Raw genomic sequence first — 25,685 nt, 5'->3', positions numbered from 1 at the left:
CGAGCCGGCCATCTGCGCGCCGGCCGTCAGCGCAATGCGTCGGGCCCGGCGCCGCGAAATTCCTTCCGATAAGCCGACGGCGACGTGCCGAGTGCGCTCGCGAAATGCTGGCGCAGCGACACGCTCGACCCATAGCCGGCCGCCTGCGCGATCGCGTCGATCGATTGTCCGGTGGTCTCCAGCAGATGCTGTGCGCGCGTGAGCCGCTCGGCCTGCAGCCATGCGGTCACGGTGGTGCCCGTCGCCTGGCGGAAGTGCCGCGTGAAGGTGCGCCGGCTCATCAGCACGCGCCCGGCGAGCGAATCCACGCTGTGCGCGACGTCGAGATGCGCGCGCACCCAGTCGAGCAGCCCCGCCAGCCGGGCGTCGCGCGGATGCGCGGCGACCGGCTGCGGCACGTATTGCGCCTGACCGCCCTGGCGGTGCGGCGGGATCACGAGGCGGCGCGCGATCCGGTTTGCGGCGTCCGAGCCGAAGCGCCGCCGCACGACGTGCAGGCAGCAGTCGAGCCCCGCGGCCGTGCCGGCCGATGTCATCAGGTTGCCGTCGTCGACGTACAGCACGTCGGGGTCGAGCTTCACACGCGGAAACCGCTGCGCGAAATCGTCGGCCCACGCCCAGTGCGTCGTGGCCGGACGTCCGTCGAGCAACCCGGCCGCTGCGAGCACGTAAGCGCCGAGGCACAGGCCGACGACCTGCGCGCCGCGCGCGGCCGCCGTGCGCACCGCGTCGACCATCGCGGCCGGCGGCGCTTCGTCCGGGTCGCGCCATGCCGGCACGATGACGATGTCCGCGTCGTCGAGCGCGTCGAGCCCGTACGGCGCGGTGATCGTGAATCCGCCCGTGGTCGACAGCGGGCCGCGCTCGGCCGAACAGACGCGGAAATCGAACGCGGGCGTGGCCGCGGCGTCGCGCTCCTTGCCGAACACGACGGACGGCACCGACAAATGGAACGGGCTGATACCGTCGTATGCGATCACGGCGACGATGGTCGGGGCGAGGGCGGCGGACGACGCGGTGACGCGCATGGGCGGACTCGGGCATGGTGATGGCCCGATTCTATCGAATATTGGCTATCGGGCCACTGTCCGCATGCGCGGTGCGATCCGACAATGCATCGCATCGCGCCGCTGTCCGTTCCGCTCCGGAGCGGGGCGGCGCAGTCCAACCGGGAGTCCTGCCATGTCGAATGCCGTGTCGTCGTCTTCTGCCGTTTCCGCTTCCCGCCGTGCACTGATCGTCATCGACGTGCAGAACGAGTACGTCACGGGCGGCCTGCCTGTCGAATATCCGCCGGTCGACGCATCGCTCGCGAACATTGGCCGCGCGATCGACGCCGCGCATGCGGCCGGCGTGCCGGTGATCGTCGTGCAGCACGTCGCGCCGGCCGGTGCGCCGATCTTCGCGCCCGGGACGGACGGTGTCGCGTTGCACCCGGTCGTTGCCGGCAGGCCCCATGCGCACCTGATCGTGAAGGCGCAGGCCAGCGCGTTCGCCGGCACCGATCTCGCCGCGTGGCTCGATGCGCACGAAATCGACACGCTCGCCGTCGCCGGCTACATGACGCACAACTGCAATGCGTCGACGGTGTATCACGCGGTGCATGCCGGGCTGACCGTCGAGTACCTCGCGGATGCGACCGGCGCGGTGCCGTACGAGAACGAAGCAGGAGCGGCGAGCGCCGAGGAGATTCACCGAGCGTACTCGGTGGTGTTCCAGTCGAACTTCGCGGCGGTGATGTCGACCGATGCGTGGATCGCCGGCATCGGCGGCGCGGCGATGCCGGCGCGCGATTCCGTCGCCGCGTCGAACCGGCGGGCCCGCGCCGGGCGCGCGAAGGCGGCGTGACGGACGCGCGCGGCGGGAAGGTCAAGAATTCGATCGGGTGGCGCATCGACCGCGTGCGGCCGGTCCATCCGGCCGCCGGCGATGAAACCGCACGCGGCGGCGTCGGCGGCGCGCTGGCCCGTCAGCCCGCTTTCAGCATCGCAGGGCTGTAACGCATCATGTCGAAGCAACCGTCGACGAGCTGCTCCGCGTGCTGCTCGGCGTCGATCTCGTCCGGCAGCATCAGCATGTCGCGCACGAAGCCGCTGACGAGCGTGTGCAGCATCAGCGTCGCGCGCCACGTGTCGAGCCGCTCGGGCAGCAGCTTGAGCTGCACGGCCGCCGCGAGATCGGCGTCGATCGCGTGCAGCGCTTCGCTCATGCCCGCGCGATTGCGTTGCAGCAGCGGCTCCATGTCCGCGACGTATTCGCATTTCATGAACAGGATGCTGAACACGCGCCGCAACTGCGAGTCGCGCTGCACGCCGAGCAGGCACCAGATCAGGATCTTGCGGATCTTCTCGAGCGGATTGCCGCCGGGCGCGTCGAGCGGCGTGCGCTTGAGCTCGTCGATCGGCAGGAACACGCGGTCGAACATCGCATCGAACAATTCGCTCTTGTTCGCGAAATGCCAGTAGATCGCGCCGCGCGTCACGCCGGCATGCTGCGCGATGTCCGCGAGCGACGTGTGCGACACGCCCTTCTCGAAGAACACGTGCTCGGCGGCGTCGAGAATGCGGTTGCGCGTCTCGAGCGCCTCCTCCTTGGTGCGTCTGACCATGTGCAGGCCTGAATGGATCGATCGTCGGTGAATATGGGTCTGTAACGCTCGCCGCCGCCGCGCCGAGCCGCTATGCTTGCGATTGGTAATAATTCGTAAGACTGAACGGGCGGGGGCGGGCGAGCGGGCTTTTTACATACATTCGTGAATGTATATACAATACCACCCTACGATCGAATGACCCAAGTGGCAATCAGTTAATATCCCACTCTGCTGATTCCCGCCCTAGTACAAGTCCGCAGTTCGCGGCATCTCGTCGGCATGGAGGTCTCGTGCCGACTTGCTGTATCCAGTAGTCCAGCAATTCAGGTGTTCGATCAGCGCCGCGAGGCGCATCCGTGTGGCGCTCCGTCCGGGCGCCGCACTCATTCCATTGGTTATACACAGAGGTCGCTCCATGCGCGTCGAACGGGTTCCATACCGCTTACTCACTGTCGCGACGGCCGCCGTTTTCCTGGCCGCGTGCGGGAAAAAAGAATCGGCACCGCCGCCGCAAACGCCGGAAGTCGGCGTCGTCACCGTCCAGCCGCAAGCCGTACCGGTCTTCACCGAACTGCCGGGCCGCACCAGTGCATTCCTCGTCGCGCAGGTCCGCGCGCGGGTCGACGGCATCGTGCTGCGTCGTGAATTCACCGAAGGCAGCGACGTCAAGGCCGGCCAGCGCCTCTACAAGATCGATCCCGCGCCGTACCTCGCGCAGTTGAACAGCGCGAAGGCGACGCTCGCGAAGGCGCAGGCGAACCTCGTCACGCAAAACGCGCTGGTCGCGCGCTACAAGGTGCTGGTTGCCGCGAATGCGGTCAGCAAGCAGGACTACGACAACGCGGTCGCCACGCAAGGGCAGGCGGCGGCGGACGTCGCAGCCGGCAAGGCAGCGGTCGAGACCGCGCAGATCAACCTCGGCTATACGGACGTCGTTTCGCCGATCACCGGCCGCGTCGGCATTTCGCAGGTGACGCCGGGCGCGTACGTGCAGGCGAGCCAGGCGACGCTGATGTCGACGGTGCAGCAGCTCGATCCGGTCTATGTCGACCTCACGCAGTCGAGCCTAGACGGGCTGAAACTGCGTCAGGACGTGCAGAGCGGCCGCCTGAAGACGAGCGGCCCGGGTGCGGCGAAGGTGTCGCTGATTCTCGAGGACGGCAAGACGTACTCGGAGCCGGGCAAGCTGCAGTTCTCCGATGTGACCGTCGACCAGACGACCGGTTCGGTCACGATCCGCGCGGTGTTTCCGAACCCGGGCCGCGTGTTGCTGCCGGGGATGTTCGTGCGCGCACGCATCGAGGAAGGCGTGAACGAGAACGCGTTCCTGGTGCCGCAGATCGGCGTCACGCACGACCAGAAGGGCCAGGCGATCGCGATGGTCGTGAACGCGAGCAACAAGGTCGAGCCGCGTCCGTTGAAGACGACCGGCATCCAGGGGCAGAACTGGATCGTCGAGGGCGGTCTGCAGGCGGGCGACCGCGTGATCGTGCAGGGCGTCGACAAGGTGCGTCCGGGTGCGACCGTGAAGTCGGTTCCGGCGCAGCTGCCGGCCGCCTCGGCGGCATCGGGCGTTGCAGCCGCATCCGCGGCGCCGGCCGCGGCCGGTTCGGGTGCCGCCGCCTCGGGCGCAGCACCGGCGAGCGCCGCCGCTGCGTCGAGCGCGCAATAACAGGGAGCCTGTTTCATGGCAAAGTTTTTTATCGATCGCCCGATCTTCGCGTGGGTGATCGCCATCATCCTGATGCTGGCCGGGGTTGCGGCGATCTTCACGCTGCCGATCGCGCAGTATCCGACGATCGCGCCGCCGTCGATCCAGATCACCGCGAACTACCCGGGCGCTTCCGCCAAGACGGTGGAAGACACGGTGACGCAGGTGATCGAGCAGCAGATGAGCGGTCTCGACAACTTCCTGTACATGTCGTCGACGAGTGACGACTCGGGCAACGCGACCATCACGCTCACGTTCGCGCCGGGCACCAACGCCGACATCGCGCAGGTTCAGGTGCAGAACAAGCTGTCGCTCGCGACGCCGGTTCTGCCGCAGGTCGTGCAGCAGCTCGGTCTGTCGGTGACGAAGTCGAGCAGCAGCTTCCTGCTGGTGCTCGCATTCAACTCCGAAGACGGCAGCATGAACAAGTACGACCTCGCGAACTTTGTCGCGTCGCACGTGAAGGATCCGATCAGCCGCCTGAACGGCGTCGGTACCGTCACGCTGTTCGGCTCGCAGTACGCGATGCGGATCTGGCTCGATCCGAACCGCCTGACGAACTACGGCCTCACGCCGGTCGACGTGACGAGCGCGATCACCGCGCAGAACGTGCAGATCGCGGGCGGCCAGATCGGCGGCACGCCGGCGAAGCCGGGCACCGTGCTGCAGGCGACGATCACCGAATCGACGCTGCTGCAGACGCCCGAGCAGTTCGGCAACATCCTGCTGAAGGTCAACCAGGACGGCTCGCAGGTTCGCCTGAAGGACGTCGCGCAGATCGGCCTCGGCGGTGAAAACTACAACTTCGATACGAAGTACAACGGTCAGCCGACCGCGGCACTCGGTATCCAGCTCGCGACCAACGCGAACGCGCTCGCGACCGCGAAGGCCGTGCGCGCGAAGATCGACGAGCTCGCACCGTTCTTCCCGCACGGCCTCGTCGTCAAGTATCCGTACGACACGACGCCGTTCGTGAAGCTGTCGATCGAGGAAGTGGTCAAGACGCTGCTCGAAGGTATCGTGCTCGTGTTCCTCGTGATGTATCTGTTCCTGCAGAACCTGCGAGCGACGATCATCCCGACGATCGCGGTGCCGGTCGTGCTGCTCGGCACGTTCGCGATCATGTCGCTGGTCGGCTTCTCGATCAACACGCTGTCGATGTTCGGCCTCGTGCTCGCGATCGGTCTGCTGGTGGACGATGCGATCGTGGTGGTCGAGAACGTCGAGCGCGTGATGGCGGAAGAAGGGCTGTCGCCCAAGGAGGCGACCCGCAAGGCGATGGGCCAGATCACCGGCGCACTCGTCGGCGTCGCGCTCGTGCTGTCGGCGGTGTTCGTGCCGGTCGCTTTCTCCGGCGGTTCGGTGGGCGCGATCTATCGGCAGTTCTCGCTGACGATCGTGTCCGCGATGGTGCTGTCGGTGCTCGTCGCGTTGATTCTGACGCCCGCACTCTGCGCGACGATCCTCAAGCCGATCCCGCAGGGCCATCACGAAGAGAAGAAGGGCTTCTTCGGCTGGTTCAACCGCACGTTCAACAACAGCCGCGACAAGTACCACGTCGGCGTGCACCACGTGATCAAGCGCTCGGGCCGCTGGCTCATCATCTATCTGGTCGTGATCGTCGCGGTCGGGCTGCTGTTCGTGCGCCTGCCGAAGTCGTTCCTGCCCGATGAGGACCAGGGCCTGATGTTCGTGATCGTGCAGACGCCGTCGGGTTCGACGCAGGAAACGACTGCGCGCACGCTCGCGAACATTTCCGACTACCTGCTGAAGGACGAGAAGGAAATCGTCGAATCGGCGTTCACGGTCAACGGCTTCAGTTTTGCCGGCCGCGGCCAGAACTCCGGTCTCGTGTTCGTGAAGCTGAAGGACTACTCGCAGCGTCAGCACGCGAACCAGAAGGTCCAGGCGCTGATCGGCCGGATGTTCGGCCGCTACGGCAGCTACAAGGACGCGATCGTGATCCCGTTCAACCCGCCGTCGATTCCGGAACTCGGCACGGCCGCCGGCTTCGACTTCGAGCTGACGGACAACGCCGGTCTCGGCCACGACGCGCTGATGGCCGCGCGCAACCAGTTGCTGGGGATGGCCGCGAAGGATCCGACGCTGCAGGGCGTGCGTCCGAACGGGCTGAACGATACGCCGCAGTACAAAGTCGACATCGACCGCGAGAAGGCGAACGCGCTCGGCGTGAGCGCGGATGCGATCGACCAGACGTTCTCGATCGCGTGGGCGTCGAAGTACGTGAACAACTTCCTCGACACCGACGGCCGGATCAAGAAGGTGTACGTGCAGGCCGACGCACCGTTCCGGATGACGCCGGAGGACATGAACATCTGGTACGTGCGCAACGGGTCGGGCGGGATGGTGCCGTTCAGCGCGTTCGCGACCGGTCACTGGACGTACGGTTCGCCGAAGCTCGAGCGTTACAACGGCGTATCGGCAATGGAAATCCAGGGTCAGGCCGCACCGGGCAAGTCGACGGGCCAGGCGATGACCGCGATGGAAGGGCTCGCGAAGAAGCTGCCGGTCGGTATCGGCTACTCGTGGACGGGCCTGTCGTTCCAGGAAATCCAGTCGGGCTCGCAGGCGCCGGTGCTGTACGCGATTTCGATCCTCGTGGTGTTCCTGTGTCTCGCCGCACTGTATGAAAGCTGGTCGATTCCGTTCTCGGTGATCATGGTGGTGCCGCTCGGCGTGATCGGTGCACTGCTCGCGGCGACGATGCGCGGCCTCGAGAACGACGTGTTCTTCCAGGTCGGTCTGCTGACCACCGTGGGCTTGTCCGCGAAGAACGCGATCCTGATCGTGGAATTCGCGCGCGAACTGCAGATGACGGAGAAGATGGGGCCGATCGAGGCCGCGCTGGAAGCGGCGCGCCTGCGGCTGCGTCCGATCCTGATGACGTCGCTCGCGTTCATTCTCGGCGTGATGCCGCTCGCGATCAGCAACGGCGCGGGTTCGGCGAGCCAGCACGCGATCGGTACCGGCGTGATCGGCGGGATGATCACCGCGACGTTCCTCGCGATCTTCATGATCCCGATGTTCTTCGTGAAGATTCGTGCGATCTTCAGCGGCGAGAAGGAAGACGTCGACGAGGCGCTGCGCCTGGCTCAGGAGCACTCGCATCACGAAGAGAAACCGGGCAACGGCGACGAAGGCAACAAGGGACAGTGATGATGCAAAAACACGCTTTGACTGCAATCGCAGTCGCGCTCCTGGCCGCGGGCTGCACGCTGGCGCCGCATTACACGCGGCCCGACGCGCCCGTCGCGCAGGCATACCCGTCGGGCGGCGTCTATGCGACGCAGCCCGGCGCTGCCGGCGCGCGCAGCGCGAACGGCCAGGCGGCGACCGCCATCGGCTGGCGCGAATTCTTCGTCGATCCGCGCCTGCAGCGGCTGATCGAGATCGCGCTGAAGAACAACCGCGACCTGCGCGTCGCGGTGCTGAACATCGAGGCGTCGCGCGCGCAGTACCAGATCACGCGCGCGGGCCTGTTCCCGACGCTCGACGGTACGGGCACCGGCAACATCCAGCGCGTGCCGCGCGGCGTGTCGCAGACCGGCGCGCCGTACATCTCGCGCACCTACAACGTCGGGCTGTCCGCGTCGTGGGAGCTCGACCTGTTCGGCCGCGTGCAGAGCCTGAAGGACCAGGCGCTCGCACAGTATCTGGCAACGTCGTACGCGCGTCAGGCGACCGAGATCTCGCTCGTGTCGCAGGTCGCGGACCAATATCTGACGCTGCTGTCGACCGAGGATCTGCTGAAGGTCACGGAAAACACGCTGAAGACCGCGCAGGCGTCGTACGACCTGACGAAGCTGCAGTTCGACAACGGTACGGGCTCCGAGCTCGACCTGCGTCAGGCGCAGACGGTCGTCGAAACGGCGCTCGCGAACCAGCAGGCGCAGGCGCGTGCGCGTGCGCAGGCGCTGAACGCGCTGGTGCTGCTGATCGGCGAGCCGCTGCCGGACGATCTGCCGGCGGGCATGCCGCTCGACGCGCAGAACCTGCTCACGGACGTGCCGGCGGGCCTGCCGTCGGATCTGCTCACGCGTCGCCCCGACGTGATGCAGGCCGAGCAGACGCTGCTTGCCGCGAACGCGAACATCGGCGCGGCGCGCGCGGCGTTCTTCCCGCGCATCTCGCTGACGGGCGCGTTCGGCACTGCAAGCCCGACGCTTGGCGGGCTGTTCAAGGCCGGCACGGCGGCGTGGTCGTTCGCGCCGCAGATCACGATGCCGATCTTCGAAGGCGGGCAGAACATCGCGAACCTGAATCTCGCGAACGTGCAAAAGCGCATCGAGATCGCGAACTACGAGAAGGCGATCCAGTCGGCGTTCCGCGAAGTGTCTGACGGGCTGGCAGCACGCGGCACGTACGACCAGCAGATCGCGGCGCTCGAGCGCAACGAGCACGCGCAGCAGCGCCGCTTCGACTTGTCGGACCTGCGCTACAAGAACGGCGTCGACAGCTATCTGTCGGTGCTGACCGCGCAGACCGATCTCTACTCGGCGCAGCAGACGCTGATCAGCGCACGGCTCGCACGCTGGACGAACCTCGTCGACCTGTATCGCGCACTGGGCGGCGGCTGGATCCAACGTGCCGGCGAGACGCCGCGAGCGCCTGACGAGACGGCCGGCTACGACAAGGCGGCCGCACCGGCGAGCGCGTCGGCAACCGCGACGAACGGGTAAGCACGGCGGCGGACACGGGCGGGGAACCGCTCCGCGTCGCCTCAGCTGCAGCACCTTCGATGCGACAACGCCACGGACGTTCGTCCGTGGCGTTTTTTTTGGGTGCGGTCGATGGATGCGAGCCGTGTGCGGCGAAGGCGGATCGTCGCCCGCGTCGCACGCATCGCCGCCGCCGTCGCGGGCCCGCTCCGCAAAGCAAAACGCCACGGCAGGCCGTGGCGTTTTATCCTTCACCGCAGCATTCGGCTGCGGCCGCTGCAAGACCAATCAGTGATGCACGTCGGCCGGACGTCCGTCGAAGTCGTGCCCTGCGCGGCGGATTTCGCAACGCGCTTCTTTTTCGCCCTTCACGCCGTTGAACACGATGTTCAGGATCACGGCCGTGGCCGATGCAAGCAGGATGCCGCTGTGCAGGATCGGCGCGAGCGCCGGCGGCAACTTCGAGAAGAAGTGCGGCGACACGACCGGCACGAGGCCCATGCCGACGCTCACGGCGACGATGAACAGGTTGTGCGCGTTGGTCACGAAGTCGACCTTCGACAGCACCTTGATGCCGTTCGCGGCGACCATCCCGAACATCACGATGCCTGCGCCGCCGAGCACGAACGGCGGCACCGATGCGACGACCTGCGCCATCTTCGGGAACAGCCCGAGCAGGACCAGGATCACGCCGCCGGTCGCGCAGACGAACCGGCTCTTGACGCCGGTCACGCCGATCAGGCCGACGTTCTGCGAGAACGACGTATGCGGGAACGAGTTGAAGATGCCGCCGATCAGCGTACCGAGGCCGTCGACACGCAGGCCGCGCACGAGGCGCTCCTGATTGACCGGACGATCGACCATGTCGCCGACCGCGAGGAACATCCCCGTCGATTCGATGAACGTGACGAACATTACCGTGACCATCGTCGCGATCGACAGCGGGTCGAAGTGCGGCATGCCGAAGTGGAACGGCATCACGAAGCCGACCCACGGCGCAAGCGCGACGCCGTCCGTGTTCACGCGGCCGATCGCGAACGCGATCACGAAGCCGGCGACGATGCCGAGCAGCACCGAGATGTTCGCGATGAAGCCGCGACCGTACTTGTTGATCAGCAGGATCAGCGTGAGCACGAGCAGCGACAGGCCGAGGTAGACGGGACTACCGTATTCGGGATTGCCGACGCCGCCGGCCGCCCAGTTGATCCCGACTTCCATCAGCGACAGCCCGATCACCGCGATCACCGTGCCGACGACGACGGGCGGGAAGAATCGCAACAGCCTGCCGATCATCGGCGCGAGCACGATGCCGATGATGCCGGCCGCGATCGTCGAGCCGAAGATGTCGAGAATGCCGAGGCCGGGATTGGTGCCGATCGCGATCATCGGGCCGACTGCCGCGAACGTGCAGCCCATGATCACCGGCAGCCGGATCCCGAAGATCCACAGGCCGAGCGTCTGGATCAGCGTCGCGATACCGCATGAAAACAGATCGGCGCTGATCAGGAACGCGATCTGGTCTTTGGGCAGCTTCAGCGCGCCGCCGACGATGAGCGGCACGGCGACGGCGCCGGCGTACATGACGAGGACGTGTTGCAGACCAAGCGTTACAAGCTTGCCGGTCGGCAGCACCTCATCGCACGGATGGACCGTGTTCGATTGCATCTGTCTCACTCCATGATCTTGTTTTCAGGGTGGTACGAAGTTATGCGGAATACCACATCGCAACAAGAGCGCTGGGTCCTATTCCGTTCTTTGCTGGTTCGATATGCCATTTCGGCATGAAGGGCGGTGTCGATCATCGGGAAACTGCCGCTGGAGTGAGGTTCCCCGGTTTTATAGCCGTCCAAAATAGCGCGGACCCCCGTGTCAAATATCGGTGTCTTTATGGTGTGTATCGCGACCTCGGCATAGTGGCAAAAACGACCGGTGGAAAATCGCGCCGGGTTAACCCGCGGGCACGCGTTCGCGCCGGCACGGTGCATCCCGGTGGAACCTGCCCGGCAGCCGCGTTCGTGCATCGTCGCGGCTACAAAAGACGCTGCGCCGATCGGGCCGCATGTCGCGATCCCGCTATCATCGGGATCCGTTTACTCGAATACGCGACCCGTCATGCGCCTGCTCGGAATCGACCTCGGCACCGGCTCCATCAAACTCGTCACGCTCGATGCCGATGGCGTCGAGCGCGCAGTCGCGAGCGAATCTTATGCGTTGTCGTCACCGCAGCCCGGCTGGGCGGAAATTGCGCCGGACGTGTGGTGGCACGCGCTCGTGCGCGCCGCTGCGCGGCTGCCGGCCGGCGAGCGCGAGCAGGTCGCCGCAATCGGGTTCTCGGGCCAGATGCACGGCGTCGTAGCGATCGATGCGGCCGGGCAGCCGGTGCGGCCCGCGATGCTGTGGCCCGATACGCGCGCGGTGCGCGAAGCGGACGCGGCCGCCTGGAACGACGCCGGCGTGTCCGTCGCAGGTGCGCCCGTTGCCCCAAATCCCGTCGCGCCGGGGATGGCGGGGCCGCTGTTGCGCTGGCTGGCCGCACATGAACCGGATGCGCTGCAGGCAGCGCGCTGGGTCGTACAGCCGAAGGAGTGGCTGCGGGTCGCGCTCGGCGGCGACGTCGCCGCCGATCCGAGCGATGCGTGCGCGACCGCACTCGCGACGCCGGACGGGGCATGGGATACGGCGCTGATCGACAGGTTCGGCCTGCCGCGAGACCGCTTTGCGCCGGTGCGCGCATCGAGCGCGCGCTGCGGCGTGCTCGACGCGAAGGCGGCCGCGGCACTCGGGCTGCCGGCCGGCGTGCCGCTTGCAACCGGTGCGGGCGATACCGCGTGCGCGGCGCTCGGCAGCGGGCTCGTCGCAGCCGGCGACGCGCTGCTGACGACCGGCAGCGGCGGCCAGATCGTCGTGCTCGCGCACGCTTTGCCTCCCGCGCGGCGCGGGCTGCATCGCTATCGGACGGCAGCGGGCGGCGGCTATTACACGATGGCCGCGATGCAGAACGTCGGGCTCGCGCTCGAAGCCGTGCGCGGCTGGCTCGGCTATGCGCGGTGGGCGGACGCATACGACGAAGCGTTCGCGCAGCCGGCGTCCGAGCGGTTGTGCTTTTTGCCGTACCTGACGGGCGAGCGCTCGCCGTGGATGAACCCCGATGCGCGCGGCGGCTGGCTCGGGCTCGGCCTCGGCGACACGCGCGGCGCGATGATGCGTGCCGCATTCGAAGGTGTCGCATTCGCGTTGCGCGCGGGGCTCGACGCAATCCGCGATGCGAACCGCACCGATCCGGTGACGACGCTGCGTCTGGCCGGCGGCGGTTCGGTCGATCCGCGCTGGCGCCAGTTGCTTGCGGATGCGCTCGGCGCATCGCTCGACGCGGTCAATTGCCCCAACGCCGCGACGCGCGGCGCGGCGCTGCTCGCCGGCGTCGCGATCGGGCACTGGCGCGAGGACGCGCTGCGCGCGCTGGCCCCGGCCGCGTCGTCGGTCGCCGTACCGCGCGACGATCGGGCGCTCGCCGCCCGTCACGCGCGTTTCGTCGATCTGTATGCGCGAACCGACGCATGGTTCACGACCGGCGATTAAACTCGGGCACGTGGCGCTTTGCAGCGGCGATGACGCATCGCGGCAAGCCGGCGGCTGTTTCGCGTGCGCGATGCGCGGCGCGATCGGCGATCATGGCGGGCACGCCGCGGCTTCGACGTGCCGCATCCGGGCCTGCGTCGCGGCATGGTGCGACCCGATCGTGCGCGTGCCGGCCGAGACGTGCCGCGGCAGCGCCGATCCGATGAAGAAGGGCGAATCGTTTCGCCCGAACGTGCTGTATTGAACGGAAGGGAATCCCATGCTCGAACTCGTTTCTTCGCATGCTTGCCACGGCGGCGAGCAACGCTTCTATCGCCACGATTCGACGGCCATCGGCCTGCCGATGAAATTCTCCGTGTACCTGCCGCCGCAGGCCGCGCACGGCCGCGTGCCGGCGCTGTTCTATCTCGCGGGGCTCACGTGTACCGACGAGACGTTCGCGATCAAGGGCGGCGCGCAGCAGTATGCGGCGCAACACGGTGTCGCGCTCGTGATGCCCGATACGAGCCCGCGCGGCGCTGGCGTGCCCGGCGAAGCCGATGCGTGGGATTTCGGCGTCGGCGCGGGCTTTTACGTGGACGCGACGCAGGCGCCGTGGTCCACGCATTACCGGATGGAGTCGTACGTGACCGGCGAGTTGCGCGAGCTCGTCACGACCGCTTTGCCGATTGACGGCGCGCGCCTCGGGATCTTCGGACATTCGATGGGCGGGCATGGCGCGCTGACGCTCGCGCTGCGTCATCCCGAGCTGTATCGCTCGGTGTCGGCGTTCGCGCCGATCGCCGCACCGACGCGTTGCCCGTGGGGCGAGAAGGCGTTCGCGGGCTACCTCGGCGACGATCGCGACGCATGGAAGCAGCACGACGCGAGCGAACTCGTCGCGCGCGCGGATGCGCCGAAGTTCGCGGACGGCATCCTCGTCGACCAGGGTCTCGCCGACCAGTTTCTCGCGAACCAGCTGAATCCGGACGTCTTCGAAGCCGCGTGCGAACAGGCAGGCCAGCCGCTGACGCTGCGCCGCCATGAAGGCTACGATCACGGCTACTACTTCATCTCGACGTTCATCGCCGATCACATTGCGCATCATGCGCGCGTGCTGGCCCGATGAGCGCGTCAAGCAGGTAACGCACATTTCGCGCGGCGAAGCGCGCGCAAAAAAACGCCGGCGTTGCCCATCGGGCACGCCGGCGTTTTCGTTATTGCCGCTCGACGTTCAGGGGCGCCGCAACAAACTCGCCCCATACACCAGCGCCGACAACGCCGTAATCCAGAAACTCGTCGGCCAGTCGGTGTGATAGGCGAGCGCGATGCCAACCCACGCTTCGAACAGCGCGAACAGCGCGGCGAGCGCGACGCCGGTCGACAGCCGCGTCGACACGTTCTGCGCGGCCGCCGCCGGCCCGACGAGCAGCGTGAACACGAGCAGCACGCCGACGATCTGGGTGGCCGCGGCCACCGCGAGCGCACACACCGCGAGGAACAACATCGACACCGTGCGCAGCGACACGCCTTTCGCTTCGGCCAGCTCCGGCTGCAGCGACGCGAACAGCAGCGGCCGCGCGATCAGCGCGAGCGCGACGAGGCTCACCGCGCCGATGCCGGCCAGCACCGCGAGGGTGTCGTGGCTCACCGCGAGCACGTTGCCGAACAGCAGCGCGGTGACCTGCGTCGCGAACGACGTGTAGAAGTGCAGAAACAACAGGCCGAAGCCGAGTGCGCCCGACAGGATCACGCCGATCGCGACGTCGCGACCCGCGAGCCGTTCGCCGAGCGCGCCCATTCCGATGCCGGCCGCGAGCGTGAAACCAACCATTCCCCAGATCGGCGAGATGCCGAGCAGCACCGCGCCGGTTGCGCCGGTGAAGCCGACGTGCGACAGCGCATGGCCGGCGAACGTTTGTCCGCGCAGCACCAGGAAATAACCGACGATGCCCGCGAGCACCGCGACGATCCCCGACGCGGCGAACGCGTTGATCATGAAATCGTATTCAAACATCGTGCGAATGCCCGGGATGAGCGTGTCCGTGGTGGTGATGGCCGTGGCCGCCGCCGCCGTGCGAGTGGCCGTCGTCTTCCTCGTGTTCGTGATCGTGCTTCTCGATCTCGACGTCGCCGGACATCACGAAGATCTTGCCGTTCACGCGCATCACGTCGATCGGCGACCCGTAAAGCCGCGACAGCACCGGCTTGGTGATCACCTCGTCGACGGTGCCGAGCGCCGCGACGCCGTTGCCGAGGTACAGCACGCGATCGAGCGCGTTCAGCAACGGATTCAGTTCGTGCGCGGAAAACAGCACGGTAATGCCGAGCTCCCGCTGCACATTGCGCACGAGTTCGACGACGCCGCGCTGATGATTCGGATCGAGGCTGATCAGCGGCTCGTCGAGCAGCAGCAGTTTCGGGCTGCCGAGCAGGCACTGCGCGAGCAGCAGCCGCTGCCGCTCGCCGCCCGACAGCTCGGACAGCGGCCGGCGCGCAAGCGCCGCGCCGCCGACGAGCTCGAGCACGCGATCGACGTCCCGCCGCGTTGCCGCGTTCGCGTGCGGCAACCCCCAGCGATGCCCGTCGGCGGCCATCGCGACGAAGTCGTAGCCGCGCATCCGGCGATTCGCGAGGCCGCTGCGGATCTGCGGCATGTAGCCGATCGACGCGTTGCCGCGCTCGACAGGCACGCCGCCGACCGACAGCGTGCCGCCCGTGACCGGAACGAGGCCGAGCACTGCGCGCATCAGCGTGGTCTTGCCTGCGCCGTTCGGTCCGAGCACGCCGACGAATTCGCCGGGTTCGATCGAGAAGCTCGCGTCGCGCAGGATAGTGCGACCGCCCAGTTCGAGCGTGACGCGATCGAGCGAGAGTGCGTGGGGAGTGGCGGTCATTTCTTGCTGGCGGAAAGCGCGGCCGCGAGCGCGTCGAGCTGGCCGGCCATCCATTGCTGGAAAGTCTTGCCGGCCGGCTGCGTCTCGGTGACGCTCACGCTCGGCACACCGCCGTCGCGCGCGATCTTCAGCAGGCGCCGGGTCATCGGCGCTTCGGCCTGGCTGTTGTAGATCAGCGCGCGCACCCGCTTGTTGCGAAGGTCGTTTTCGAATGCGGCGACGTCCTGCGCGCTCGCCTCGGTATCGTTCATCGTCGCGAGCTGGAAGCGCTGATTGCGCATGTCGAGGCCGATCGCGTCCGACATGTAGCCGAACACCGGCTCGGTGGCCGTCACCGGCACACCCTTGTACTGCGCGCGCAGCGCGGCAATCTTGTCGTCGACGGGCTTCAGCGATGCGATGAACTTCTGCAGGTTCGCGTCGTAGTCGGCCTTGTTCGCCGGGTCTGCGCGGCCCAACTCGGCCGCGATCGCGCGTGCGGCGACCGGCATCGTGGCCGGGTCGTACCACAGGTGCGGGTTGTCGCCGGCCTTCTTGCCGACCAGGTCGGCGACGACGATCGTCGCGCGTTTGGGCTGCTTCGACGCGGACAGCAGCTTGCTCATCCACGGATCGTAGTTCGCGCCGTTGTAGATCACGAGCTGCGCGCGCTGCAATGCGCGTGCGGTTTTCGGGCTCGCTTCGAACAGGTGCGGGTCCTGATCGGGATTGCTCAGGATGCTCGTTACCGCGACATGGCTGCCGCCAATCTGCGACGCGACGTCGCCATAGAAGTTCTCGGCGGCGACGACGTTGACGGCCGCGGCCTGCGCGACACCGGGTGCGGCGACCGACAGCATCGCAGCCGCGGCGGCTGCGGCCGCGAACAGGCGGGCAAGCGGCATGGCGCGCCGCGGCGCGCGCTTCAGGGCAATGGACATGAAACTCCTCGTTGGAAAGGGCGGCGCCGTGCGCCGCACGTGTGCGACGTCAGCGTTGGGCGGGCTTGCCCTTGCAGTGCCCGCACAGGCCGTTCAGCTCGACGACCTGATGGTGGACTTCGAACCCGTGCGCAGGCTCGCTCGCGGACAGTTGCTTCGCGAGGTCGCTGCCCGGGATCTCGACGGTCTCGCCGCATGAATCGCAGATCAGGAACTGGCCTTCGTGCGGCACGCCGATCTCGCAGCACGCGAAGAACGCGTTCTTCGATTCGATCCGGTGGATGAAGCCGTGCTCGACGAGGAAATCCAGCGCGCGATAGACGGTGGTCGGCGGCACGCGGCCGCGCTGCGGCTCGAGTTCGGCGAGCAGGTCGTATGCGCCGATCGGGCGCTGCGCGGCCAGCACGCGTTCGTAGACCTGGCGGCGCAGCGGCGTCCACGCGAGCCCGTGCTCGGCGGCGAATGCGTCGGCCCGGGACAGCCGGGCGTCGATGGGCGATGAGGTAGCCATGGCGGGAGGCGGCCAATGAAACGAAGTATCGCGATGATATAACGTATCTCCGCGCCGTGCAGCGCCGATTCCGTGTCGCGCGCCTGCTGCGCCCCTCGTCGCCACTTCAGCCGCGCCGCACCCAGCGCGTGACGCCTTGCGGCACGTGGCGTCCCGGCCGGCAGCCGATGCCGCCGTGCCGCAGCGCATCATCGAAAGCCGGCCCGCCGCCTTGACAGCGTCAATCGCGTATCCGATCATTCGACCAATAACAGAGCAATTGATCGGTCGGCGAGCGTTCGCTCACCTCGCGATCTTCGTGCAGCAGAACGAACCGGAGACAACCAGTGAGACTGGCAGACAAGGTCGCGATCCTCACGGGCGCGGCAAGCGGCATCGGCGAAGCCGTCGCGCAACGCTATCTGGACGAGGGCGCGCGCTGCGTGCTGGTGGACCTGAAGCCCGCGAGCGGTTCGCTCGCACGGCTGGTCGAGGCCAATCCCGGCCGCGCGGCGGCCGTCACCGCCGACGTCACCCGCCGCGACGACATCGAGCGCATCGTCGCGACCGCCGTCGAGCGTTTCGGCGGCGTCGACATCCTGTTCAACAACGCGGCGCTGTTCGACATGCGCCCGATCCTCGACGAATCGTGGGACGTGTTCGACCGGCTGTTCGCGGTCAACGTCAAAGGGCTGTTCTTCCTGATGCAGGCCGTCGCACGCCGGATGGTCGAGCAGGGGCGCGGCGGCAAGATCGTCAACATGTCGTCGCAGGCGGGGCGTCGTGGCGAGGCGCTCGTCTCGCATTACTGCGCGACCAAGGCCGCGGTGATCAGCTACACGCAGTCGGCCGCGCTCGCGCTCGCGCCGCACCGGATCAACGTGAACGGCATCGCGCCGGGCGTGGTGGATACGCCGATGTGGGAGCAGGTCGATGCGCTCTTCGCACGCTACGAGAACCGGCCGCTCGGAGAAAAGAAGCGGCTCGTCGGCGAAGCGGTGCCGCTTGGCCGCATGGGCGTGCCGGCCGACCTGACGGGCGCCGCGCTGTTCCTGGCGTCGGCCGACGCCGACTACATCACCGCCCAGACGCTGAACGTCGACGGCGGCAACTGGATGAGCTGAGATGCCGCCGCTCGTAAGCGCAACCCCGGTGGGTCCGCCGCGCGCGGCCGCCGCCGAACGAGGGCATGCCTGATGGCCGAGATCGTGGTTGCCGGCGAACTGCTGGCCGAATTCGTCGCCGCCGAGCGCGGCCAGGGCTTCGACGCGCCGGGCATGTTCGCGGGGCCGTTTCCGAGCGGTGCGCCGGCGATCTTCGCCGATCAGGCTGCGCGGCTCGGTGCGCGCGTCGCGTATGCGGGCTGTGTCGGCCGCGATGCGTTCGGCGACGCGATCGTCGCACGTCTCGAACGCGACGGCGTCGACGTCACGCGCATTCGCCGTGTTGCGCGCCCGACCGGCACCGCGTTCGTCGCGTATCGCGACGACGGTTCGCGCAGTTTCGTGTTCAGCCTGTCGACCAGCGCAGCCGCGTGCGTGGACGCGTCCGATGTCGACACGCCGATGTTCGACGGCTGCCGCTACTTCCACGTGATGGGGTCGTCGCTGACGAGCGAATCGGCGATCGCGGCCGTGCAGCGCGGCGTGATCGAAGCGGCGCACGCGGGCGCGAAGGTGTCGTTCGACCCCAACGTGCGGCCCGAGATGCTGAGCTTCCGGCCGATGCGCGCGGCGCTCGACGCAATGCTCGCCGCGTGCCACCTGTTCCTGCCGAGCGAGGCCGACTTGCCGTTCTTCTGCGGACCGCAGCCGGCCGAACGCGCGATCGCCGGGCTGCTCGCGACTCATCCGCTGCTCGAGCGCGTCGTGCTCAAGCGCGGCGCGGCCGGCAGTGTCGCGTTCGATCGGGCGAGCCGCGTCGATGCGCAGGCCTACCGTATTGACGAACTCGATCCGACCGGCGCGGGAGACTGCTTCGGCGGCACGCTGGTCGCGAGCCTCGTCGCGGGCCTGCCGATCGACGTCGCGCTGCGCCGCGCGAACGCGGCCGGCGCGATCGCGGTCACGCGGCGCGGCCCGATGGAGGGTAACAGCAGCGCGGCCGAGATCGACCGCTTCCTGACCGAACGAGGTGTCGCATGCCCGGCCTGACGAGCATCGCGGAGCACGCGCGCACCGCGCACGCTGGGACCGTGCTGCGGATGATCTTCGACGAGAACCGCGCGGATGCCCAGCGCGGCATCTACTCGATCTGCAGCGCGCACCGGCTCGTGCTGGAAGCCGCATGCGAAGCCGCGCGCGTCGACGGTTCGCCGCTGCTGATCGAGGCGACCTGCAACCAGGTCAACCATCTCGGCGGCTATACCGGCATGACGCCCGCGGACTTCCGGCGCGACGTCGATGCGATCGCGCAACGCTGCGGGCTTGCGCCGTCGGCGCTCGTGCTCGGCGGCGATCATCTCGGGCCGAACCCGTGGCGGCACCGCCGCGCGGCCGACGCAATGCGCGAAGCGGCCGCGATGGTCGCCGCGTATGTCGAAGCCGGGTTCGAGAAGATCCATCTCGACGCGAGCATGGCGTGCGCGGACGATCCGGTGCGGCTCGACGATCGCACAATCGCCGCGCGCGCGGCCGAGCTGTGCCGGGCCGCGGAGGATGCCGCGGCGCGCGCGGGCGTTGCGCCCGTCTACGTGATCGGCACCGAGGTGCCGACGCCGGGCGGCGAAGTCGCCGGCGACGGCGATGCGGACGGCGCCGCGATCGCGCGGATCGCGGTCACGCGCAGCGACAGCATCGCCGCGACGCTCGACGCGCACCGCAGCGCGTTCGCCGCGGCAGGGCTCGACGACGCATGGACGCGCGTCGTTGCGATCGTCGCGCAGCCGGGCGTCGATTTCGACGATCGTCATGTGCTCGACTACGACAGCGCGAAGGCGGCGTCGCTCGGCGCGAGCATCCTGCGCACACCGCGCCTCGTGTTCGAGGCGCATTCGACCGACTACCAGACCGAAGCCGCGCTTGCCGCGCTCGTGCGCGATCATTTCGCGGTGCTGAAGGTCGGCCCCGCGCTGACCTTCGCGCTGCGCGAGGCGCTGTTCGCACTCACGTTCATCGAGGATGCGCTGATCGACGACGTCGCGCAGCGCTCGCGCCTGCGCGACGTCGTCGACGCCGCGATGCGCGCGCAGCCGGAACACTGGGCGCCGTACTATCGAGGCGACGAGGCCGAGCAGCGGCTCGCGCGCCAGTTCAGCTACAGCGACCGGATCCGCTACTACTGGCTGCAGCCGGCCGTTGCGGCGGCAGTCGAGCAATTGTTCGGCAACCTCGCGCGGCAGCCGGTGCCGGAAACGCTCGTCGCGCAGTGGCTGCCGGACGTGTACGCGGCGTGCCGCGCGGGCGGCCTCGCACGGGAACCGCGCGCGTGGGTGCGCCACCGGATACGCGACGTGATCGCGCACTACGCGCGCGCGTGCGGGATGCAGCGGCCGGCATGACGGGCCGCGAAGGAAACGCGGCAACGCGACATACGCACTACGCAACACGCAATACCGACGACAGTTCGAACAATCACAGGAGACATGCCATGCAACGAAAGATGCTCGATGCCGCCGTACGCTGCTTCGCCGGAGCCGCGCTTGCGACGGCCGCGTGTGCGGCGTCCGCCGGCACGCTGACGATCGCGACGCTGAACAACCCGGACATGATCGAGTTGAAGAAGCTGTCGCCGGCGTTCGAGAAGGCGAACCCCGACATCAAGCTGAACTGGGTGATCCTCGAGGAAAACGTGCTGCGCCAGCGCGCGACCACCGACATCACGACCGGCAGCGGCCAGTTCGACGTGATGGCGATCGGCACCTACGAGACGCCGCAGTGGGGCAAGCGCGGCTGGCTCGCGCCGATGACGGGCCTGCCCGCCGACTACGACCTGAACGACATCGTCAAGACCGCCCGCGACAGCCTGTCGTACAACGGCCAGCTCTACGCGCTGCCGTTCTACGTCGAAAGCTCGATGACGTTTTACCGCAAGGACCTGTTCGCCGCGAAGGGGCTCAAGATGCCCGACCAGCCGACCTACGACCAGATCGCCGAATTCGCGGACAAGCTCACCGACAAGTCGAAGGGCACCTACGGGATCTGCCTGCGCGGCAAGGCCGGATGGGGCGAGAACATGGCGTACGTGTCGACGGTCGTGAACACGTTCGGCGGACGCTGGTTCGACGAGAACTGGAACGCGCAGCTCACGTCGCCCGAATGGAAGAAGGCGATCAATTTCTACGTGAACCTGCTGAAGAAGAACGGGCCGCCGGGAGCGAGCTCGAACGGGTTCAACGAGAACCTGACGCTCACCGCATCGGGCAAGTGCGCGATGTGGATCGACGCGACGGTCGCCGCCGGGATGCTCTACAACAAGCAGCAGTCGCAGGTCGCCGACAAGATCGGTTTCGCGGCCGCGCCGGTCGCCGTCACGCCGAAGGGCTCGCACTGGCTGTGGGCGTGGGCGCTCGCCGTGCCGAAGACGTCGAAGCAGCAGGACGCCGCGCGCAAGTTCATCGCGTGGGCGACGTCGAAGCAGTACGTCGAAATGGTCGGCAAGGACGAAGGCTGGGCGTCGGTGCCGCCGGGCACCCGCTCGTCGACGTATCAGCGCGCCGAGTACAAGGCCGCCGCGCCGTTCTCGGACTTCGTGCTGAAGGCGATCGAGACGGCTGACCCGAACGATCCGTCGCTGAAGAAGGTCCCGTACACGGGCGTGCAGTACGTCGGGATTCCTGAATTCCAGTCGTTCGGCACGGTGGTCGGGCAGGCGATCGCCGGTGCGGTGGCCGGCCAGATGTCGGTCGACCAGGCGCTCGCCGCGGGCCAGGCGGCCGCCGATCGTGCGGTGCGGCAGGCCGGCTACAAGAAGTAACGCCGGAAGTCACGCGGCGCGCACCGTGTGCGGCAGCGCGCACGATGCGCGCCGCCGAAGCAGCAATGCGGGCAGGCCGTTCGCGCCCGCGCATCAACCGGAGGGACTCCGATCATGCGTCATTTACGTCTTCCCCTGGGCCACGCGCCGTCGGTCGGCGACGCGTCGACGCCGCTCGCGCCGCGCCGCGCGCGCGGCGCGAGCTGGCTCGTGTCGCCGTCCGTCGCGGTGCTGCTGCTGTGGATGTCGATTCCGCTCGCGATGACGATCTGGTATTCGCTGTCGCGCTACAACCTGCTGAACCCGGACGTGAAGGGTTTCGCCGGGCTCGACAACTACCGCTTTCTCGCGACGGATCCGTCGTTCCTGCCCGCGATCTGGCACACGCTCGTGCTGATCGGCGCGGTGCTCGCGATCACGGTGATCGGCGGCGTGCTGATGGCCGTGCTGTTCGACCGCAAGTTCTACGGGCAGGGCATTGCACGGCTGCTGGCCATTGCGCCGTTCTTCGTGATGCCGACGGTCGCCGCGCTGATCTGGAAGAACATGATCCTGCATCCGGTGTACGGGCTCGTCGCGAATGCGATGCGCGCGTTCGGGATGACGCCGGTCGACTGGTTCGCCGATTACCCGCTCACCGCGGTGATCATGATCGTCGCGTGGCAGTGGCTGCCGTTCGCGTTCCTGATCCTGTTCACGGCGATCCAGTCGCTCGACCAGGAACAGAAGGAAGCCGCGCGCATCGACGGCGCGGGCCCGATCGCGATGTTCTTCTACATCACGCTGCCGCACCTGAAGCGCGCGATTGCCGTCGTCGTGATGATGGAGACGATTTTCCTGCTGTCGATCTTCGCGGAGATCTACACGACGACGGGCGGCGGCCCGGGCAATGCGACGACCAACCTGTCGTACCTGATTTACGCGCTCGGCCTGCAGCAGTTCGACGTCGGGCTCGCATCCGCGGGCGGGATCATTGCCGTCGTGGTCGCGAACGTCGTGTCGTTCTTCCTGGTGCGGATGCTCGCGCGCAACCTGAAGGGGGAGTACGAGTCATGAGCGACCTGACCATCGAAGGCCGGCGCGCGCCGGCCCCATTCGACCTCGTGCGGCGCGCGCTGCCCGGCGCGCTCGCGTGGCTGATCGCGCTGCTGCTGTTTTTCCCGATCTTCTGGATGGCGATCACCGCGTTCAAGACCGAGCAGCAGGCGTATGCGTCGACGCTGTTCTTCATGCCGACGCTCGACAGCTTCCGCGAGGTTTTCGCGCGCAGCAACTACTTCGCATTCGCGTGGAATTCGGTGCTGATTTCGGCGGGCGTCACGGCGATCTCGCTGCTGCTCGCGGTGCCGGCCGCGTACGCAATGGCGTTCTTTCCGAACCGCCGCACGCAGAAGGTGCTGCTGTGGATGCTGTCGACCAAGATGATGCCGTCGGTCGGCGTGCTCGTGCCGATCTATCTGCTCTGGAAGAACGCGGGGCTGCTCGATACCGTGTCCGGCCTCGTGATCGTGTACACGTTGATCAACCTGCCGATCGCGGTGTGGATGACGTTCACGTATTTCAACGAGATTCCGAAGGACATCCTCGAAGCCGGCCGCATCGACGGCGCATCGACGTGGCAGGAGATCGTCTATCTGCTGATGCCGATGGCGCTGCCGGGGCTCGCGTCGACCGCGCTGCTGCTCGTGATCCTGTCGTGGAACGAGGCGTTCTGGAGCATCAACCTGTCGAGCTCGAACGCGGCACCGCTGACCGTGTTCATCGCGTCGTATTCGAGCCCTGAAGGCTTGTTCTGGGCGAAGCTGTCCGCGGCGTCGCTGCTCGCGGTCGCGCCGATCCTGATCGTCGGCTGGCTGTCGCAGAAGCAGCTGGTGCGCGGGCTCACGTTCGGGGCGGTCAAATGAGCGCGGCCGGCGAAGGTGCGGCCGGCAAGCGCGCGGTCGGTCATGGCGTGAACGTGCTGATCTGCGATTGCGACGGCGTGCTGATCGACAGCGAGGCCGTCGCCGCCGACGTGATCGTGCGCGAACTCGATGCGCGCTGGCCGGGCGTCGATGCGCGGCCGGCGGTGATGCCGCTGCTCGGGCTGCGCATCGAGCGTGTGCTGGCCGGTGCGAGCGAAGCCGTCGGCCGTACGCTGTCGGCCGACGACGTCGATGCGATCCGCCGCGCGGTCGAAGCGGCGGCTGTCAACGCGCCGATGGTGGACGGCATCGATACGGCGCTTGCGGCGATCGAGCTGACGACCGCGTGCGCGAGCAACAGCTACCGCGCGTACGTCGAAGCGGCGCTCGCGCGCACCGGCCTCGCGCGCTTCTTCGGCGACCGGCTGTTCTGCGCGGACGCCGTCGCGCGGCCGAAACCGGCGCCCGACGTGTATCTGGCGGCCGCGCGCGCGCTCGGTGCGGTGCCCGCGCAGTGCCTTGTCGTCGAGGACAGCGTGACCGGCATCACCGCGGCCGCGGCGGCCGGCATGACCGTGCTCGGCTTCGTCGGCGGCGGGCATGCGTCGGCCGCGCAGATCGACGCGCTGCGAGGCATCGGCGCGCGGCACGTGTTCGACGACATGCGCGAGCTGCCCGACTACGTTGCGCGCTGGCAGGCGACGGGCGCCGTGCTGCCGGGCTAACGGCGAAAGACGATCGCGCGCGGCGTCGCCGCGGCGCACGATACATCAAGCATCACGAACGAACGGAGACAGACCATGGCAAGCGTGCTCCTGCGCAATATCGCGAAGCGCTACGACGACACCGAAGTGCTGCGCAACGTGAACCTCGACATCGCCGACGGCGAATTCGTCGTGTTCGTCGGCCCGAGCGGCTGCGGCAAATCCACGCTGATGAGGATGATCGCCGGGCTCGAGGACATCTCGAGCGGCGATCTGCTGATCGACGGTGCGAAGGTCAACGACGTGCCGAGCGCGAAGCGCGGCATCGCGATGGTGTTTCAGTCGTATGCGCTGTATCCGCACATGACGCTGTACGACAACATGGCGTTCGGCCTCAAGCTCGCGGGCGCGAAGAAGCCCGAGATCGACCAGGCTGTGAAGCAGGCCGCGAAGATCCTGCATATCGATCATCTGCTCGACCGCAAGCCGAAGCAGCTGTCGGGCGGGCAGCGACAGCGCGTCGCGATCGGCCGGGCGATCACGCGCAAGCCGAAGGTGTTTCTGTTCGACGAGCCGCTGTCGAATCTCGACGCCGCGCTGCGCGTGAAGATGCGGCTCGAATTCGCACGGCTGCACGACGAGCTGAAGACGACGATGATCTACGTGACGCACGATCAGGTCGAGGCGATGACGCTCGCCGACAAGATCGTCGTGCTGTCGGGCGGCGACGTGCAGCAGGTCGGCACGCCGAACGCCCTGTACCACGCGCCCGCGAACCAGTTCGTCGCGGGCTTCATCGGCTCGCCGAAGATGAATTTCCTGAAAGGGGCGGTCGAGTCGGCCGATGCGGGCGGCGTGCTCGTGCGCTTCGACAGCGGCGACATGCAGCGTGTCGCGGTCGACGCGGCCGGATTGCAGCGCGGTGCGCCGGTGACCGTCGGCGTGCGGCCGGAGCATCTGCTCGTCGGCGCGGCGGCGCAACATGTGACTGCGAAAACGATGGCCGTCGAGTCGCTCGGCGACGCGGCGTATCTGTATGCGGAGTCGTCGGCCGCACCGGACGGGCTGATCGCGCGAATCCCGCCGCTCGACACGTACCGTACCGGCGAGGTGCTGCAGATGCATGCGGATGCCGAGCACTGCCATCTGTTCGATGAGCACGGCCATGCGTTCCCGCGGCTCGGCGTGCACGCGAAGGCGGCGTGAGCGCAGGCCGGTCCCACGACGTTGCGTGATGCAACCGCCGGCGCGCGCGGCCGGTTACGGCACGTATCGAACGAGCCGTCGAGCGGTGACGGCGGCCGATAGCCCGGTACGG

At 67.7% G+C, this 25,685-nt stretch carries 21 protein-coding genes; 14 read left to right on the top strand and 7 right to left on the bottom strand.

Translation table 11 applies throughout. From position 1 onward, the window contains the following. Window positions 1–26: 26 nt before the first annotated feature. Window positions 27–1,028, bottom strand: a complete 1,002-nt coding sequence (locus WK25_RS12675; RefSeq protein ID WP_069241706.1) for a helix-turn-helix domain-containing protein — start codon at window positions 1,026–1,028, stop codon at window positions 27–29. A gap of 154 nt (window positions 1,029–1,182) precedes the next feature. Here WK25_RS12675 and WK25_RS12670 point away from each other — a divergent pair, with 154 nt between their 5' ends. After that, on the top strand, window positions 1,183–1,848 hold the full coding sequence (locus WK25_RS12670; RefSeq protein WP_059548599.1) for a cysteine hydrolase family protein: 666 nt from the start codon (window positions 1,183–1,185) through the stop codon (window positions 1,846–1,848). 121 nt (window positions 1,849–1,969) lie between these two features. On the opposite strand, the gene WK25_RS12665 is transcribed toward WK25_RS12670, so the two are convergent. Further along, the gene (locus tag WK25_RS12665) at window positions 1,970–2,608 is read right to left on the bottom strand and encodes a TetR family transcriptional regulator (protein WP_040141734.1); all 639 of its coding nucleotides are present in this window, start codon (window positions 2,606–2,608) and stop codon (window positions 1,970–1,972) included. A gap of 397 nt (window positions 2,609–3,005) precedes the next feature. On the opposite strand from WK25_RS12665, the gene WK25_RS12660 reads away from it, so the two are divergent. Genes WK25_RS12660 through WK25_RS12650 form a run of 3 tightly spaced genes read left to right on the top strand, consistent with a single transcriptional unit; the run spans window position 3,006 to window position 9,001 of the window. After that, complete coding sequence (locus WK25_RS12660) at window positions 3,006–4,262, top strand: efflux RND transporter periplasmic adaptor subunit (protein ID WP_069241705.1); 1,257 nt, start codon at window positions 3,006–3,008, stop codon at window positions 4,260–4,262. Between the two features lie 15 nt (window positions 4,263–4,277). Then, window positions 4,278–7,478, top strand: coding sequence for an efflux RND transporter permease BpeB (gene bpeB, locus WK25_RS12655; RefSeq protein ID WP_040141730.1), 3,201 nt, complete (start codon window positions 4,278–4,280; stop codon window positions 7,476–7,478). Then, entirely contained in the window at window positions 7,478–9,001 is a 1,524-nt protein-coding gene (locus WK25_RS12650; RefSeq protein ID WP_040141728.1) for an efflux transporter outer membrane subunit, read from the top strand. Before bpeB ends, WK25_RS12650 begins: the two co-directional genes overlap by 1 nt. 267 nt (window positions 9,002–9,268) lie before the next feature. Here the strand turns inward: WK25_RS12650 and WK25_RS12645 are convergent, their stop codons facing one another. Beyond that, window positions 9,269–10,645, bottom strand: a complete 1,377-nt coding sequence (locus tag WK25_RS12645; RefSeq protein WP_040141725.1) for a nucleobase:cation symporter-2 family protein — start codon at window positions 10,643–10,645, stop codon at window positions 9,269–9,271. 447 nt (window positions 10,646–11,092) lie between these two features. Here WK25_RS12645 and WK25_RS12640 point away from each other — a divergent pair, with 447 nt between their 5' ends. After that, complete coding sequence (locus WK25_RS12640; protein ID WP_069241704.1) at window positions 11,093–12,559, top strand: xylulokinase; 1,467 nt, start codon at window positions 11,093–11,095, stop codon at window positions 12,557–12,559. 259 nt (window positions 12,560–12,818) lie between these two features. After that, entirely contained in the window at window positions 12,819–13,667 is an 849-nt protein-coding gene (gene fghA / locus WK25_RS12630) for an S-formylglutathione hydrolase (protein WP_040141719.1), read from the top strand. Window positions 13,668–13,772: 105 nt separating this feature from the next. On the opposite strand, the gene WK25_RS12625 is transcribed toward fghA, so the two are convergent. From WK25_RS12625 to WK25_RS12610, 4 genes are read right to left on the bottom strand one after another with little or no spacing between them, the layout of a single operon-like run. Beyond that, on the bottom strand, window positions 13,773–14,555 hold the full coding sequence (locus tag WK25_RS12625; RefSeq protein WP_040141717.1) for a metal ABC transporter permease: 783 nt from the start codon (window positions 14,553–14,555) through the stop codon (window positions 13,773–13,775). After that, entirely contained in the window at window positions 14,548–15,435 is an 888-nt protein-coding gene (locus WK25_RS12620; RefSeq protein WP_069241702.1) for an ABC transporter ATP-binding protein, read from the bottom strand. The genes WK25_RS12625 and WK25_RS12620 overlap by 8 nt, the downstream gene beginning before the upstream one ends. Then, complete coding sequence (locus WK25_RS12615; RefSeq protein WP_040141713.1) at window positions 15,432–16,355, bottom strand: metal ABC transporter solute-binding protein, Zn/Mn family; 924 nt, start codon at window positions 16,353–16,355, stop codon at window positions 15,432–15,434. Before WK25_RS12615 ends, WK25_RS12620 begins: the two co-directional genes overlap by 4 nt. A gap of 49 nt (window positions 16,356–16,404) precedes the next feature. Next, complete coding sequence (locus WK25_RS12610; protein WP_014896195.1) at window positions 16,405–16,866, bottom strand: Fur family transcriptional regulator; 462 nt, start codon at window positions 16,864–16,866, stop codon at window positions 16,405–16,407. A 326-nt stretch (window positions 16,867–17,192) separates the two neighbouring features. Here WK25_RS12610 and WK25_RS12605 point away from each other — a divergent pair, with 326 nt between their 5' ends. From WK25_RS12605 to WK25_RS12570, 8 genes are all read left to right on the top strand, one after another. Continuing rightward, window positions 17,193–17,969: an L-iditol 2-dehydrogenase gene (locus WK25_RS12605; protein WP_069241701.1), complete on the top strand. Its 777-nt coding sequence runs from the start codon at window positions 17,193–17,195 to the stop codon at window positions 17,967–17,969. Between the two features lie 72 nt (window positions 17,970–18,041). Next, on the top strand, window positions 18,042–18,998 hold the full coding sequence (locus WK25_RS12600) for a sugar kinase (protein ID WP_069241700.1): 957 nt from the start codon (window positions 18,042–18,044) through the stop codon (window positions 18,996–18,998). Beyond that, entirely contained in the window at window positions 18,986–20,344 is a 1,359-nt protein-coding gene (locus WK25_RS12595; protein WP_069241699.1) for a D-tagatose-bisphosphate aldolase, class II, non-catalytic subunit, read from the top strand. Before WK25_RS12600 ends, WK25_RS12595 begins: the two co-directional genes overlap by 13 nt. Window positions 20,345–20,433: 89 nt before the next feature. Next, complete coding sequence (locus WK25_RS12590) at window positions 20,434–21,759, top strand: ABC transporter substrate-binding protein (protein WP_040141706.1); 1,326 nt, start codon at window positions 20,434–20,436, stop codon at window positions 21,757–21,759. Between the two features lie 114 nt (window positions 21,760–21,873). Continuing rightward, window positions 21,874–22,815: a carbohydrate ABC transporter permease gene (locus tag WK25_RS12585; protein WP_040141704.1), complete on the top strand. Its 942-nt coding sequence runs from the start codon at window positions 21,874–21,876 to the stop codon at window positions 22,813–22,815. Further along, window positions 22,812–23,663, top strand: coding sequence for a carbohydrate ABC transporter permease (locus tag WK25_RS12580; RefSeq protein WP_069241698.1), 852 nt, complete (start codon window positions 22,812–22,814; stop codon window positions 23,661–23,663). Before WK25_RS12585 ends, WK25_RS12580 begins: the two co-directional genes overlap by 4 nt. After that, a complete protein-coding gene (locus WK25_RS12575) occupies window positions 23,660–24,388 on the top strand; it encodes an HAD family hydrolase (protein WP_040141700.1) in 729 nt (242 codons plus the stop codon). Before WK25_RS12580 ends, WK25_RS12575 begins: the two co-directional genes overlap by 4 nt. 75 nt (window positions 24,389–24,463) lie before the next feature. Next, window positions 24,464–25,573, top strand: a complete 1,110-nt coding sequence (locus WK25_RS12570; protein ID WP_059547928.1) for an ABC transporter ATP-binding protein — start codon at window positions 24,464–24,466, stop codon at window positions 25,571–25,573. Window positions 25,574–25,685: the final 112 nt, after the last annotated feature.

The organism is Burkholderia latens (assembly GCF_001718795.1).
GTDB classification, from domain to species: Bacteria; Pseudomonadota; Gammaproteobacteria; order Burkholderiales; family Burkholderiaceae; genus Burkholderia; species Burkholderia latens_A.
Note: the sequence above shows the minus strand (reverse complement) of the source record. Positions and strands in the feature narration are given on the sequence as shown.